The sequence below is a fragment of the Amantichitinum ursilacus genome (genome assembly GCF_001294205.1).
In the GTDB taxonomy this organism is placed as follows: Bacteria; Pseudomonadota; Gammaproteobacteria; order Burkholderiales; family Chitinibacteraceae; genus Amantichitinum; species Amantichitinum ursilacus.
Genome location: NZ_LAQT01000005.1, coordinates 50,933 through 66,338, shown reverse-complemented (window position 1 = coordinate 66,338; position 15,406 = coordinate 50,933). Strand labels below are relative to the sequence as shown.

Below are 15,406 nucleotides of genomic sequence, written 5' to 3'. Positions count from 1 at the left end.
CGGACATGGCCCGTTACCAGAGACTCAGCCGCGGAGGCGCGGACGACGATCAGGTGATGTCGGCCATCAACACCACGCCGCTGGTCGACGTGATGCTGGTGTTGCTGATCATCTTTCTGATCACAATTCCGGTGGTTACCCAATCCATTGATGTGAAGTTGCCCAAGCAGTCCAACATCCCCACTCAGACCAAACCTGAGAACGTGGTGCTGGCTGTGGATAAAAAGGGCGTCACGTACTGGAACGTCACCCCGGTTTCCGATGAAGAGCTGGCGAAGCGCCTTGATGCTGCGGCCAAGAAAGACCCGCAGCCCGAAGTGCATATCCGTGGCGACGCTGCCGCACGTTATGGTCCGCTGGGCCGCATCGTGCTGGCCGTGCAACGCGCGGGCATCGTCAAGATTGCCTTCATTACCGAACCACCTGCCAACAATTGATCGTTGCGGCGCAGCTTGTCTGCGCCGCCCAATGGAGAACACACCATGGCCATGAATGTAGGCGGATCGGGTGATGACGATCTGATGATGGAAATCAACACCACGCCGTTGATCGACGTGATGCTGGTTTTGCTGATCATGCTGATCATCACCATTCCTATCCAGACGCACGCCGTCAAACTGGATATGCCCACCAACAACAACTCGGCCAATAACGAAAAGCCGGTGGTGGTTGAGCTGGACATCAACCCGCAAAACGAAATTCGCTGGAATGGCGAAATCGTGGGCGGCCAGGCGGATCTGGAACAACGTCTGAAAAGCATTGCCACGATGAACCCGCAGCCCGAGTTTCATATCCGCCCTGACAAAGACGCGACGTATGACCCGGTTGCAATGGTGCTGGCCGCTTCGCAACGCCTTGGCGTGAAGAAGATCGGCATCGTGGGCGGCGAGCAGTTCATCCAGTGATGAACGCGCGTCTGCCGCGCTAGCAAGTCCGTGCCTGAGTGGAACGCCCACTCAGGCATTTTTTCAGGCCGCAGTTGGGGTTTGCCGCTGTTTTTGCTTAAAAAACAGGCAAATGCCAGCGCGGCGTGTTGTGCAAAACCGCGCCACAAGAAGCGCGTCTGGCGCGCTGTCCGGCCGCGCCGCAGCGGTCCGACCCGACCGTTGCAGCCCTGCCAGACAGTTTGCGTATGCGCCGCAGGTGATCCCGGCGGCCCGGTATGAAGGAAGGGGCAATATGAACATGTACAAGGCGGCATTGGCCGCGTTGCTGGGCGTCTCTGCACTGACGGCGCATGCGGATCCAGACCCGGACAAGGTCTTGCGCGCGTCATTCAACGCACCCGAAACCGGCTATGACCCGGCCAAGGTGTCGGACGTGTATTCGCACGGCGTGGGCGAGAACATCTTCGAGCCGTTGCTCACGTACGACTACGTGGCGCGCCCGGCCAAGCTGATTCCCAATGTGGTGACCGCGCTGCCCGAGGTGAGCGCCGACGGCTCCACGTACATCTTTCATTTGCGCCACGGCATCTATTTTTCGCCGGACCCCATCTTTAAAGGCGTCAAGCGCGAGCTGACCGCCGCCGACGCCGCCTATGGCCTCAAACGCCTGGCGGACCCGGCTGTGGCCTCGCCGTCCAACTATCTGGTGCTGGGGCATTTTGTCGGGGTGGATGAACTGGCCGATGCCGCAGGCAAAACGGGCGGCAAGTTCGACTACGACAAGGTGGTGGAGGGCATCAAGGCCGTCGACCGCTACACGCTGCAGCTCAAAGTCAAAACGCCTTATCCGGGCCTGCAATACATCCTGGCCATGCCGCACACGTCGCCGCAAGCGCGCGAAGTGATCGAAGGCTATGCGTCCAATACGCCGGCGCACCCGGTCGGCACCGGCCCCTACATGCTGCAAGACTGGAAGCCGGGCGTTAAAACGGTGTTGATTTATAACCCCAACTTCCGCCACGAAGTGTTCAATTTTCAACCTGCCGCCGACGACGCCGAAGGCCAGCGCGTGGCGAAGGAAATGAACGGCAAGACCTATCCGCAAATCGGCCGCATCGAAGTGACGGTGTTTACCGAAGAGCAACCGATGTGGCTGCAGTTCAAGAGCCAGCAGCTGGATGAGTTGTATGGCGTGCCGCAGCCGCTGATCCGTGGCGTGCTGACCATCGACCCCAACAATCCGCGCCGCGCCAAAATCAAGGACGAGTACGCCAAGATCGGCCTCAAGCTCAGCCGCGCGCTCGATCCCGAAATCACGTATTTCTCGTTCAATGGCAAAGACCCGATTCTGGGTGGCCTGGGCAAGCCGCAAATTGCGCTGCGCCGCGCTATTGCCATGTCGTTTGACGAGCAATCGGCCATGCGCGATATCCGCCGCAATAACGCCGTGCGCGTCGAATACATCACGCCGCCGGGCGTGCAGGGGCATAACCCGCACTTCCGCATGTTCTTCCCCTACAACCGACCGCAAGCGCAAGCGCTGCTGGACCAGTTTGGCTACAAGATTGGCGCCGATGGCTATCGCACCACGCCCGATGGCAAGCCGTTCACCATTGATTTTCTGAGCAACGAAGGCGCGATTGGCCGCCAGTGGGACGAGTACTGGCAAGAGGCGTTTGATGTGCTCAAGCTGCGCGTGTCGTTCCGCCACGTGGCGTTCAACGATCTGCTGAAGGCGATGCGTTCGTGCACCTATGGCATCACCGGCGCGGCCTGGATCGCCGATTACCCCGATGGCGACAATTTCCAGATGCTGATGTGGAGCAAGAACATCGGCGCGGAAAACGTCAGCTGCTACAGCTCGCCGCGCTACGACAAGCTGTACGAGCAGTCGCAGCAACTGCACGCCGGCCCCGAGCGCGACAAGCTGTATGACGCGATGAACAAGGTGGTGTCGGAGGACTCGGCCTGGGCCCCGGGCGAAACGCGTTTTCGCAATCGCATGATGCAGCCGTGGGTGTTGGGCGATGAGGTTCATCCCATCTTCCAGACCTCGTGGCGCTTTACCGATATCCAGAAGAAATAACGCGGACGGACCCTAATCATGCTCTCGTACATTATTCGACGCGTTTTGCAGATGATCCCCACGCTGTTCGGGGTGATGCTGCTGGTGTTTTGCCTGTTCTCGGTGTTTGGCGGCGACCCTTCGCTGGTGCTGGCCGGCAAACACATGACCCCGGCCACGCTGGCCAACGTGCGCGCCCAACTGGGCCTGGACCAGCCGCTGACCACGCAATTCATGATCTTCGTCAAACAGGTGTTCACGCTCGACTTTGGCACCTCGTGGGGCAGCCAGCAGCCGGTGCGCGATGTGCTGGCCAGCCGCGTTGGCCCGTCGCTAACCCTCAGCGGCGCGTTGCTGGTGGTTGATTTGCTGCTGGCGGTGCCGCTGGCGGCGCTGGTGGCGTACTTCCGCGGCGGTCTTACCGACCGCATTGTCACCATCTGCTGCACGCTGGCGATGTCGATCAGCGCGCTGGTCTACATCGTGGCGGGGCAGTATCTGCTGGCCTACAAGTGGGGTTTGTTTCCGGTGGGCGGCTGGGGCCATGGCTTCTGGACCAACCTGCTGATCTACGTGCCGCTGCCGATGCTGATGGGCCTGATGGTGTCGCTGGGCCCGGATATCCGCTTTTATCGCTCGTTCTTTGTGGAAGAAATGAACCACGACTACGTGCGCACCGCGCGCGCCAAGGGTCTGAGCGAGCAGAAAGTAATGCTCAAACATGTGCTGCGCAATGCGCTGATCCCGGTGGTGACCACCGTGATGATGTCGCTGCCGTATTTGCTGATTGGTGCGCTGGTGCTGGAAAGCTTTTTCCAGATTCCGGGCATGGGCAACGAAGTGGTGCGCGCCATGAACAACAGTGATTTCCCCATCATCAAGGCGATCACTGTTTATGTCGCACTGGCGACCATGGTCTTTAACCTGCTGGCCGATCTAATCTACAAGCTGATCGATCCGCGCGTGCAACTCAAATAAGCGCCGGGGCACACACATGACAACAATGATCAATCAAGCTGCGCCCGCGGCCACCGAAACCCGACCGCAACGCGGTTTGTGGGCCATGGGCTGGCGGCGTCTCAAACGCAACAAGGTGGCCTTCTGCTCGTTCTGGGTGGTGATGGCCTACATGCTGCTGGCCGTGGCGGGCTGGCTGAATATCCTCGGCGATGGCTGGCGCGCGCAGATTGCCGTGCCGTACGCGCCGCCGTCGTTCCTTGCCAAAACCGTGGCCGATACGCTGCCACCCGAAGCGCCGGTGGCGGGCGGTACCGCCTCGGCCCCCGCGCTGATCATGGTCACGCCGGAAGAAGACCCGATCGGCAAGGAAATGGAGATCGCCCGGCAGAACATGGGCAAGTACGCCACCGCCAACGATGCCAAGCTGGAATCGCTGCCGTTTGGCGCGGATTTGCGCGGCCGCGATGTCATCCACAAAACGCTGAAGGGCGCATCGACGTCGATCTTTGTCGGCTTGCTGGGCGCGCTGTTGTCGATTGTGATCGGCACCTCGCTCGGTTCGGTGGCCGGTTATTTTGGCGGCAAGGTCGATGATTTTCTGAACTGGTTCTACAGCGTGTTTACCTCGGTGCCCGACATGCTGTTGCTGCTGTCGTTTGCCGCCGTGGCGGGCCGTGGCATCAAGACCATCATTATCGTGATGGCGCTGACCAGCTGGACCGGCACCTTCCGCCTGGTGCGCGCCGAATACCTCAAGCTGCGCAGCCGCGAATATGTGCAAGCCGCCAGCGCGATTGGCGCCAGCGATGCACGCCGTATGTTTGTGCACATTCTGCCCAATATCTCGCACCTGCTGCTGGTGCAGTTCTCGCTGCTGACCGTGGCCTTGATCAAGTACGAAGCCATTCTGTCTTTCCTCGGCTTTGGCGTGGGCGTTACCCAGGTCAGCCTGGGTTCGATGCTGGCCGAAGCGCCGGCCGAGCTGGTGCAGGGCTTCTGGTGGCAGATGGTGGCCGTCACCATCGCGATGTCGCTGCTGGTGACCACATTCAGCCTGTTGATCGATGGCCTGCGTGACGCCCTCGACCCCAAAGCGCGCTAAGACGGACTGGAGTACGGAACTCATGAATCAAGACACACTGCTGCAAGTCCGCAACCTCAAAGTCAGTTTCCGGGGTGAAGAAGGCGAGCTGACCGAAGCGCTGAAAGGCATCAACTTCGATATCCCGCGCAATCGCACGGTGGCGCTGGTGGGCGAATCGGGCTCGGGCAAATCGGTCACCTCGATGGCCATCATGCAATTGCTGCCCGCACGCAATACGGTGATCGACCCGGCCAGCCAGGTGACGTTTGAAGGCCGCGATCTGCTGGCGCTCGAAGGCGCCGAGCTGCGCAAAATGCGCGGCAAAGATATCGCGATGATTTTTCAGGAGCCGATGAGCTCGCTGAACCCGGTGTTTACCGTCGGCGACCAGATTGCCGAGACGCTGATGTTGCACGCCGGTCTGGGCCGCCGTGACGCCTTCAAGCGCGCCGTGGCGCTGCTGACCGAAGTGGGCTTGCCCGACCCGGAAAAGCGCGCCAAAGCCTATCCGCACGAATTGTCCGGCGGCCAGCAGCAACGCGTGATGATCGCCATGGCGATAGCCTGCGAACCCAAATTGCTGATCGCCGATGAACCGACCACCGCGCTGGATGTGACCATCCAGAAACAGATTCTGCAATTGCTGGCCGATCTGCAGAAAAAGCACGGCATGTCGGTGCTGTTTATTACGCACGATCTGGGCCTGGTGGGCGAGTTTGCCGATGACGTGGTCGTGATGCGCCACGGCGAAATCCGCGAAGCCGGTTCGGTGGAACAGATCTTTAACGCGCCCGCCAATCCGTATACCAAAGCGCTGCTTAACTGCCGGCCGCATCTGGACAGCCGTCCGTTGCGCCTGGCCGTGATCGATGACTTCATGCAGCCCGGCGGCTACGTCAAACCGGGTGAGCGCGTGCGCGGCTATGAGGCCAGCGACGAGATCATTCTGGACGTGCAGCATCTGGCCAAGTCGTTTGATATCCGCCAGGGCTTGTTTGGCAAACGCCAGTTTCATGCCGTTAAAGACGTGTCGTTCCAGCTGCCGCGCGGCAAGACGCTGGGCATTGTGGGTGAATCGGGCTCGGGCAAAACCACGGTGGGGTTGACGCTGGTACGTTTGCATCAGGCCACGGGCGGCAAGGCGCTGTTCCACGGTAAGGATTTGCTGGCGATGTCGGCGCGCGAATTCCACGAATACAAACGCCGCATCCAGATTATTTTCCAGAACCCGTATGCCTCGCTGAACCCGCGCTTTACCGTCGAGCAAATCCTGACCGAGCCGATGATGTTGCACGGCATCGGCCGGGTGCAGATGGAGCGCGTGAAGATGGCGCAAGCGTTGCTGGACCGCGTGGGTCTGCCGGCGCGTTCCTTGTCGCGCTATCCGCATGAGTTTTCCGGCGGGCAACGCCAGCGTATTGCCATCGCGCGTTGCCTGACGCTGAAACCCGAAGTGCTGATTTGCGATGAATCGGTGTCGGCGCTGGATGTGTCGGTGCAGGCGCAAGTACTTAACCTGCTGCAAGAGCTGCAGGACGAATACAAGTTGTCGTACCTGTTTATCTCGCACGATCTGGCGGTGGTTAAACACATCTCCGACCAGGTGCTGGTGATGAACAAGGGCGAAGTGGTGGAGCAGGGCGATTCCGACGCCATCTACCGCGCGCCCGCTGCGGCGTATACCCGCAAGTTGCTCGATTCGATCCCGACCGGCTGGCAGCCCCAGGCCGCCTGAGCCGTCCCTGAAGCCGCGCGCGCCGGAACTTTGCCCGGCGCGCGCTGGCCTCAGCGTGTGCAGTTTTGCCCATTCCCCCAAGATCAAGGAACCGTCGATGAAATTGTTCCGTCTGGCAGCCATCACCGTTGCCGTTTCGCTGAGCCTGAGCGCTCAGGCCGCCATTTCCGAACCGCTGACCGCAGGCGTCGACAAGAGCCAGTTTGATACCAGCGTGCGCCCGCAAGACAACGTCTTTGACTATGTAAACGGCCCGTGGATTAAAGCCACGCCGATTCCGGCCGACCAATTCGCCATCGGCGCGTTCTACACGCTGCGCGACGAAAGCGAAGCGCGCTCGAAGACGCTGCTGGAAACCGCCATGGCCACGGCGCAAACGCCGGGCTCGGATGAGCAGAAGATTGCCGATCTGTATCGCAGCTATATGGATGAAGCGCGCCTGGAAAAACTGGGCGCCGCGCCGGTTAAACCCGCGCTGACGCAAATCGACCAGATTGCCAATCTGCACGACCTGTTTGCCACGCTGGGCAAGCTGCAATACGTGTCGATTGATCTGCCGCTGAACATTGGTGTGGGCCAGGACCCCGATGATGCGCGCCGCTACGAAGTGGGCGTGAACCAGGGCGGCCTGGGTCTGCCGGACCGTGATTACTATCTGAGCGACGACGCCCGCTTTGCCAAAGCGCGCGAAGCCTACGTGGCCTATCTGACCAGGCTGTTTACGCTGGCAGGCGAAAAAGCCCCGGCCGAACAAGCCAAAACCGTGATGGCGTTGGAAACCGCGATTGCCCAGGTGCAATGGACCAATGTGGAAAACCGCGATCCGGTTAAAACGCACAATCCGCGCACCCGCGCCGCGCTGCCGAAAACCGCGCCCGATTTTGACTGGAACACCTGGCTGGATAACGCGGGCCTGGGCTCGGTGGCGCAAGTGGATATCAGCCAGCCGACCTATGCCGAAGCGCTGGGCCAGTTGCTGAAAAAACAACCGCTGGCCACCTGGCAAAGCTATCTGAAAGCACGCGCGCTCGATGCCGCCGCGCCGCTGCTGTCCAAAGACTTTGTGCAGGCGCACTTTGCGCTGCATGGCACCGCGCTGACCGGCGCGACCGAGCAGCGCGCACGCTGGAAGCGTGGCGTGTCGGCCGTCAATGGTTCGCTGGGCGATGCCTTGGGCAAACCATGGGCCGCGGCGTATTTCCCGCCCGAATCCAAAGCGCGCATGGAAGCGCTGGTGGCTAATCTGCTGAAGGCGTACCAGCAAAGCATCGAGACCGTAAGCTGGATGTCGCCGCCGACACGTGTGCAGGCGCAGAAAAAGCTGGCCGCCTATACCACCAAGATTGGCTACCCCAGCAAATGGCGCGATTACAGCGCGCTGGAGATCAAGCCGGATGATCTGTTCGGCAATATGACGCGCTCGGCCGCTTATCGCTATCAATACGACCTGAACCGACTGGGCAAGCCGGTGGATCGCACCGAATGGGGCATGTATCCGCAAACCGTCAACGCCTATTACAACCCGGCGATGAACGAGATTGTGTTCCCGGCCGCCATCCTGCAAGCGCCGTTCTTTAACCCCAAAGCGGACGACGCGGCCAATTACGGCGGCATTGGCGCGGTGATCGGCCACGAAATCAGCCATGGGTTTGATGACCAGGGCAGCCAGTATGATGGCGATGGCAATCTTAAGAACTGGTGGACGCCGGCCGACCGTACCGCGTTTGAAGCGCTGACCAGCAAGCTGGTGGCGCAGTACGACGCCTACGAGCCGCTGCCAGGCAAACACGTTAACGGCAAACTGACGCTCGGCGAGAATATTGCGGACCTGTCGGGCCTGCAAATTGCCTATAAAGCGTATCACCTGTCGCTGAATGGCAAGCCCGCACCGGTCATCGACGGGCTGACCGGCGATCAGCGCTTTTTCCTGGCGTTCGCGCAAATCTGGCGCGGCAAGATGCGCGATGCGGCGCTGTTGCGCCAGGTGGCCACCGACCCGCATTCGCCGCTGCAATTCCGCGCGATTGGCGCTTCGATGAACAGCGACGGCTTTGCCGAAGCATTCGGCACCAAGCCCGGCGACAAGATGTACAAGGCGCCGCAAGACCGCATCCACATGTGGTAATTAACGGCGCGCAAGGAGCAGGCATGGACTTTGATGTGTTGATCGAACAAGGCTGGAAAGACCATGCCCGCGCGTCCGCCGAAGTGGCGGCGCGGGTGGCCGCTGCGCAACCGGCCACCGCCTTGCAAGCCGCCGCGCTGTTGCGGCTGAGCAACCATGTGCTGGGCGAACACCTGAATGACTGGGAACAAGCGCTGGCCATCGCCGAGCGCGTGGCCGCCGGGTTTGAGCAAGACTTTGCCGACGACGGCACCGAAATCCCGGGCATCGCCGAGATGTTGTCGTCGTTGATTGTGGCGCAGACGCTGGATGGCGACCGCATGGCGGCGCTGACCAATCAACATCGCTTGCATGCGCTGTCGCCCAGCCAGGCCAGCCTGCGTCAGCTAAAACTGAGCGGTCAGTTGCCCGGCCCGCTGGTGCGCACTGGCCGCTTTGAAGAGGGTGCGGCCATCTATCGCGGCCTGTTGCTACCGGCGCGGCAACAAAACGACAGCGACGTGCAACGCTCGATGGCCATCGTCAGCAACAACCTGGCCACGGCCTTGCTGGAGCAGTCCACGCGTACGCCGCAGCAAAGCGAATTGATGCAGCAAGCCGCCCAGGTGGCGCTGGAATTCTGGCTGCGCTGCGGCACATGGGTAAACCACGAACGCGCGCTGTATCTGCAAGCGCTGGTGGCCAATGTGGCGGGGCAAGCGCAACAGGCGCTGGTATTCGCCGACCAGGCGTTAGCGCTGATCGAAGCCCATGGCAGCGAGCCCGTCGACCAGGCGTTTATCTTGCTGACCCGCGCGCACGCTTTGCGCGTGCTGGGCAACCCGGAAGGCTATGGCCACGCGCTGGCCGATGCCCAGGCGTTGGCCGATGCGTTTGACGAGGCCGATCTGAAGACCTGGTTCGCCGAAGAAAAAGCCCGCGCCGTCGGCCAGACTGCGCCTGTCTGATTGAAAACACAGTGGGGCGCACCCGCTTTGACCGGTCTTACCCAGGCTGGCAAAGTCAGCGCTCATTTATTTGTCATTTAAACGTAACCGATGGCGGTTGCGTTTGTTACGCCCAAAAGGCCCGCGCACCATGACCGATCTGAACAACCCTTTGCTGCAAACGTGGACCACGCCGTGGCAAATTCCGCCGTTTGCCGCCATCCAGCCCGCACACTTCGCGCCCGCGTTTGCGACGCTGTTTGCCGAGCATCTGGCCGAAGTCGATGCGCTGGCCAACCAGAGCGAGGCGCCGACGTTTGAAAACACCGTGGCCGCGTTTGATCGCGCGGGCCGCAAGCTGCAAGCGGTGCGCTTTACCTTTGAGAACCTGACGGCCTCCGAGTCTCCGGCTGAATTGCAAGCCGTCGAGCGCGAGATGGCGCCGTTGCTGGCGCAGCATTACAGCAAGGTGTCGATGCACGCCGGTTTTTTTGCGCGCCTGAACGCGGTGTACCAGCAAGCCGATCAGCTGGATCTATCGGAAGAACAACGCCGCTTGCTCGACGCCTTCCACAAGGATTTTGTGCGCACCGGCGCGCTGCTGCAGGGCGCGGATCGCGAACGCTTTGCCGCCATCGTGTCGCGCCTGGCCGATCTGCAAACGCAATTTGGCCAGAACGTGCTGGCCGATGAAGCCGAATTCAAACTGGCGTTGCAGGGCGAAGCGGATATGGCTGGCTTGCCGGACTGGTTGCGCCAGGCTGCCCACAGCGCCGCGCAAGAACGTGGCGTAGACGGGCATGTGATTACGCTGTCGCGCTCGTCGGTGGTGCCGTTTCTGACTTTCTCCACCCGGCGTGACCTGCGTGAAGCCGCATGGCGCGGCTGGACCACGCGTGGTGAGCATCCCGAACGCAATAACACGCCGATCGCACGCGAAATTCTGACGCTGCGCATCGAACAAGCGCGTTTGCTGGGCTTTGACAGCTTTGCCGATTACGCATTGGCCAACCGGATGGCGGGCAAGCCGTCGGCCGTCTATGACTTGCTGCGCCAGGTGTGGGAACCCGCCAAAGCACGCTGGGCGGAAGAGCGCAGCGCGCTGGTGGAACAAGCCGCCGCGCTGGGCGAACCGACTGATATCCAGCAATGGGACTGGTTCTATCTGGCCGAGAAAGTCCGCGCCGCGCGCTTTGCGCTGGAAGATGCCGAGGTCAAACCGTACTTCAGCCTCGATGCGATGCTGGAAGCGGTATTCGATTGCGCCCATCGCCTGTTTGGCGTGAGCTTTAAAGAGCGCCACGACGTCGAGCTGTATCACCCCGATGCACGCTTCTGGGAAGTGAGCCGCAATGGCGCGGTGATGGGCCTGTTTATTGGCGACAACTACGCGCGTCCCAACAAACAAGGCGGCGCGTGGATGCATACCTTCCGCGTGCAACATCGCAATGGTGGCGAGTCGCTGCCTATCGTCATCAATAACAACAACTTTGCCAAAGGCGGCGATGGCCCGACCTTGCTGAGCTTTGATGACGTGCGCACCTTGTTCCATGAATTTGGCCACGGCTTGCACGGCTTGCTGTCGAACGTCACCTACGCGCGTTTGTCCGGCACCGAAGTGCCACAAGACTATGTCGAACTGCCGTCGCAGTTGCTGGAAAACTGGGCGCTGGTGCCCGAAGTGCTGGCGCAACACGCGCGGCATTGGCAAACCGGCGAACCGATCCCGGCCGCGTTGGTGGAGCGCATCCGCGCGTCGCAAACGTTTAACCAGGGCTTTGAGACCGTCCGCTACACCGCCAGCACGCTGATCGACCTGGCGCTGCATCTGCAAGAAGACCCCAGCCGCATCGATATCGGCGTGTTTGAAGCCGAAGAACGCGAACGCCTGGGTGTGCCGCACGAAGCCGGCATGAACCACCGCTTGCCGCACTTCCGCCACATCTTTAGCGGCGAAGCCTACGCCGCAGGTTATTACGTTTATATGTGGGCCGAGGTGCTGGAGGCCGAAGCGTTTGACGCCTTCGACGAGACCGGCGACGCTTTTAACCCGGCGCTGGCGGAAAAGCTGTACCGCTATATCTACAGCGCGGGCGATAGCCGCGAACAGCGCGCAGCCTTTGCGGCTTTCCGCGGCCGCGAGCCGCAGGCGGGCCCGATGTTGCGCAAGCGCGGTTTGCTGACCACAGCCTGATTGTTAGTGGCTGGCTGGAACAAAGCCCGGCGGCGCGCTTGATGCGTACCGCCGGGTTTTGCTTTTTTAGCGTGGGCGCGCGGGCAGGGCCGCGTGCTTACATGCGCTTGGCGCGCGCCCGCGCATTGCCTGCCTTGCCGATGGCTTTCCATTTTTGCCCTGCCTCGCGCCGTTGCAATGCCGTCATCTGGCTACGCTCCACCTCGCGCAGCAGCTTGTGATAATTGCGCAAGCGGTCCGCATCAATCGCGTCGCGCACCGCGCAGCCGGGCTCATCGTGGTGCTGGCAATCGCGAAAACGGCATAGCGTGGCCAGCGTATCGATGTCCTCAAAGCTGGCGCTGACATCGGCCGCATCGGCATCCGCGCGCCAGGTGCGCAGGCCGGGCGTATCGATAATGCATGCGCCACCCGGCAGCCGATGCAATGACCTTGCCGTCGTGGTGTGACGCCCACGACTGTCGCCTTCACGCACGGCGCTGGTGGCCTGGTTGGCGTTTTCCAGCAGCGTATTGGTGAGCGTGGATTTGCCCGCGCCGCTGGAACCCAACAACACCAGGGTCTGGCCTTCGCCCAACCATGGCTGCAGCTCGGCGCGCGCCTGGCCGGATAGCCCGTTGAGCGCCAGCAACGGCACCTGCGCGGGCAAGCGGGCGCGTAATTCAGCGATGCGTTCGGGCACCAGCTCGCCGATATCGGCTTTGCTGAGCACCACCACGGCTTGCACGCCGGCCGCATGCGTCAGCGCCAGATAACGCTCCAGTCGGCGCGGGTTGTAGTCATGGTCCAGGCCCATCACCAGCAGCGCGGTATCGACGTTGCTGACCAAAGGTTGGCGGCTGCCATCGCCCGCGCGACGCGCCAGCTGGTTGAGCGGCGGTACGCGCGCGGCCACCCAGATTTCGGTAAGCGCGTTGGTCTGCGCCAACACCCAGTCGCCTACCGCGAGCGGGCATCCGGCCCGGTGTAACTCGGCGGCTAACCACGGCAAGGTGCGCGCGTGATGCTCGGCCAGGCCGTCGTGCAATGTCAGCTGGTCACGCTGGATTTCGATAATGCGCGCCAGATGCATATCGGGCAGCGCGGCTTCAGGTAAAGCGGCAACGGCGTTAATCAGACTGTGACTGAGGCCTATGGCCTGCAGTCGGGAAGATTGAATTGCAATCATGATGGGCGTGATTCCACGTTTCATGCGCCCGCACGGCGGCGAGCGTTGACCACGCCAGACGTGACAAAGCCATCACGCGGGCATAGCACCAGGGAGCGGGAGTCGGCGGGCTGCCATCTAAGGCAGCAAGATCAGCAGGAAAAGTGCGTGTGTTCCGGAAGCGGAAACAAGTGCCTGATCAGGCAGCGGCCGACAGGAGGGTGTGATCAACATTAACCATGGCAATCTCCTGTGGACGTGGGGGAAAAGAGCGGCCAGTCTGCGCGGTGCTGACATGAGGCGTCAAGCGTATGAAGGCAGACCGGCGTATTTTTGCGACAGTTGATAATCCGGGACGACTTAGCCTGCTAGCGCGCGAAAGCGCGGCGAACCATCAGGCAAATCGCCATGAAACATCTCGGCCGGGCGTACCCACAACGCGCGCGTATGCGGCCACAAATGTTCGTACACCGTCATCGCCTCACCGGTTTCGGAATGGGTGGCCGTGCCCAGCTCGCGGTATAAACCGCCTTTGTAATGCTGGTGCGTGGCAAGTTGGCGTGCTTCGGTTTCAGTCATGGCAAGGCGGCCCGCAAAGATCAAAACGCGCATCATGGCCGCTGGCGCTGACCACGGCAAGCACCGCGCGCGCAAGCCACGCTTATCGACGGCAGGATAACTGCAAAATTTTGATTTATATAAATAATTTAGAATGTTCTTGCGCTCCGCCTGTCTTTCCAGAACGGTGAAAAGCGCTGTCTGCACGGGTCAGCTGCATACGCTGCAAAGGTTGTGCCCCTACCAACCTGTGGAGTGTAGTCATGAAAATCGCAACCCTGATCGGCGGTACGGCCTTTGCACTGAGCATGAGCGGCGCGCTGGCTAACAGCTTTTATCTGAGCATCAGCGGCGTGGAAGGCAACGCGGCACTGGCCAAACCACCGGCCGATGCGCCCAGCGGCTTGTTCGGCATCAACACCTTTGCATGGGGCGTTACCAACGCGGTCAGCACCGGCGTGGGCGGCGGAGGCGGCGCCGGCAAAGCCAGCGGCGCCAAATTAAGCTGGAGCCAAAGCCTGGGCACGTCGTTTATTGATCTGCTCAAAGATAGCGTCAGCGGCAAACACGTGCCTGAAGCCAACCTCTACATCCTGGGCGCAGGTGAGGCCAAAAACACGCCGTTGTTCGAGATGTCTTTTAACGATGTCATCATCTCGTCGCTGCAACTGAATGGCGCCAATGGCGCAGCGGCAGTGACCGGGGCGTTTGCGTGGAACGTGGTCACCATCAAGCAATGGACGCAAAACCCGGACGGCAGCATCGGCGACCCGCGCAGCGCCACCTGGAACCTCAGCAAAAACACCATCACCGGCAATAGCGATGTGCTGGCATCCTTCCTCGCCTTCGAAGCCGCCGCCCCGGTGCCCGAACCCGAAACCTGGGCTTTGATGGGGCTGGGCGCTGTGGCACTGACGGCGCGGCAATGGCGGCGCCGAAAGGCATTGACGGCATAAGCCAGAGGACGCGTTGCCCCTGCGGGGGCAACGTTTTCAACATTACGATCCGTCAGCCAAACGCTTGATTACCTTGATATGGCGCTTGATGATCCGCTCGGCCAATTCCTCGCACGTGGGTAATACGCCCGATTGTGAGCCGAGTACAGGGGGATTCTCTGCACGATATTCGTGCGCATTTGCAGAAGTGATTTTGGGTCTATTGGATACGGGCTTGAGCCCATAATCGGCGGCAGTTTTTTTCATGTTGGTGTATCGGGGGGAATGCTGGACCCCAAGTCTTGCATGGTACTTGCCGCTTAGCCCTGAGAATTCCGCGGCAATTTGCCGCCGCAATGCATTCCGTCTTTATGCGATCAGCAAGAAAAACCTGGTTCGATGCTACCCCACCACAACCACGCCCACCCGCCGTTGCGCAGCAACAAGGCAACGCCACAGGCACGCCAGCGGCATCTTCTGAGCGCGAGAAGGTAGGAGACCGGGTTTATGGGCTCCGACTGAACGTCGCGTCCGCGGAGCGGCAGCTGCAAATCCTGGTTATGCAGACGGTTAGTTTCGGCTTTTGCCCTTATCCCTTCTGCGCAGCTTTACCGCGCGGAGGGTCGCCTTTCTTTGGGTTACTTTTCTTTGGCGAGACAAAGAAAAGTAACGTGCTACCGGGCACCCCCGGGTATCAAAAATGCGCCGCAGGCTAAGCGGTTAAGGTCTGTTCGGCACATGCCGAACGTCAAAAATGCGCCGCAGGCAAAGACTTTGCCTGGTTTTCCCC

13 protein-coding genes are annotated in these 15,406 nt (G+C 60.9%); 10 read left to right on the top strand and 3 right to left on the bottom strand.

The genetic code is table 11. The features are described 5' to 3' along the window. The first annotated feature begins 5 nt into the window (after positions 1-5). The 9 genes from WG78_RS07685 to WG78_RS07645 all read left to right on the top strand — a co-directional run bounded on the left by WG78_RS07685 (position 6) and on the right by WG78_RS07645 (position 11,976). Positions 6-437, top strand: coding sequence for an ExbD/TolR family protein (locus tag WG78_RS07685; protein ID WP_053937218.1), 432 nt, complete (start codon positions 6-8; stop codon positions 435-437). Between the two features lie 45 nt (positions 438-482). Next, entirely contained in the window at positions 483-905 is a 423-nt protein-coding gene (locus WG78_RS07680; protein WP_053937217.1) for an ExbD/TolR family protein, read from the top strand. Between the two features lie 274 nt (positions 906-1,179). Further along, complete coding sequence (locus WG78_RS07675) at positions 1,180-2,973, top strand: ABC transporter substrate-binding protein (RefSeq protein WP_053937216.1); 1,794 nt, start codon at positions 1,180-1,182, stop codon at positions 2,971-2,973. Between the two features lie 18 nt (positions 2,974-2,991). After that, complete coding sequence (locus WG78_RS07670; protein WP_053937215.1) at positions 2,992-3,930, top strand: ABC transporter permease; 939 nt, start codon at positions 2,992-2,994, stop codon at positions 3,928-3,930. A gap of 16 nt (positions 3,931-3,946) precedes the next feature. Continuing rightward, on the top strand, positions 3,947-5,014 hold the full coding sequence (locus WG78_RS07665) for an ABC transporter permease (RefSeq protein WP_053937214.1): 1,068 nt from the start codon (positions 3,947-3,949) through the stop codon (positions 5,012-5,014). A 22-nt stretch (positions 5,015-5,036) separates the two neighbouring features. Then, complete coding sequence (locus WG78_RS07660; RefSeq protein WP_053937213.1) at positions 5,037-6,731, top strand: ABC transporter ATP-binding protein; 1,695 nt, start codon at positions 5,037-5,039, stop codon at positions 6,729-6,731. Positions 6,732-6,828: 97 nt separating this feature from the next. Continuing rightward, the gene (locus WG78_RS07655; protein ID WP_053937212.1) at positions 6,829-8,856 is read left to right on the top strand and encodes a M13 family metallopeptidase; all 2,028 of its coding nucleotides are present in this window, start codon (positions 6,829-6,831) and stop codon (positions 8,854-8,856) included. Between the two features lie 23 nt (positions 8,857-8,879). Further along, positions 8,880-9,803 carry a tetratricopeptide repeat protein gene (locus tag WG78_RS07650; protein ID WP_053937211.1) on the top strand — a complete coding sequence of 308 codons (924 nt, stop codon included), beginning with the start codon at positions 8,880-8,882 and terminating at the stop codon, positions 9,801-9,803. Positions 9,804-9,933: 130 nt separating this feature from the next. Continuing rightward, positions 9,934-11,976: a M3 family metallopeptidase gene (locus tag WG78_RS07645; protein ID WP_053937210.1), complete on the top strand. Its 2,043-nt coding sequence runs from the start codon at positions 9,934-9,936 to the stop codon at positions 11,974-11,976. Positions 11,977-12,073: 97 nt separating this feature from the next. Here the strand turns inward: WG78_RS07645 and rsgA are convergent, their stop codons facing one another. Next, entirely contained in the window at positions 12,074-13,144 is a 1,071-nt protein-coding gene (rsgA, locus tag WG78_RS07640; protein ID WP_053937285.1) for a ribosome small subunit-dependent GTPase A, read from the bottom strand. A gap of 339 nt (positions 13,145-13,483) precedes the next feature. Further along, complete coding sequence (locus WG78_RS07635) at positions 13,484-13,702, bottom strand: DUF1653 domain-containing protein (protein ID WP_053937284.1); 219 nt, start codon at positions 13,700-13,702, stop codon at positions 13,484-13,486. Positions 13,703-13,944: 242 nt separating this feature from the next. Here WG78_RS07635 and WG78_RS07630 point away from each other — a divergent pair, with 242 nt between their 5' ends. Beyond that, positions 13,945-14,637 (top strand): type VI secretion system tube protein Hcp, encoded by a 693-nt coding sequence (locus WG78_RS07630; RefSeq protein WP_053937209.1) that lies wholly within the window; start codon positions 13,945-13,947, stop codon positions 14,635-14,637. A gap of 42 nt (positions 14,638-14,679) precedes the next feature. On the opposite strand, the gene WG78_RS22370 is transcribed toward WG78_RS07630, so the two are convergent. Continuing rightward, positions 14,680-14,883: a hypothetical protein gene (locus WG78_RS22370; protein ID WP_152969112.1), complete on the bottom strand. Its 204-nt coding sequence runs from the start codon at positions 14,881-14,883 to the stop codon at positions 14,680-14,682. Between the last annotated feature and the right edge of the window lie 523 nt (positions 14,884-15,406).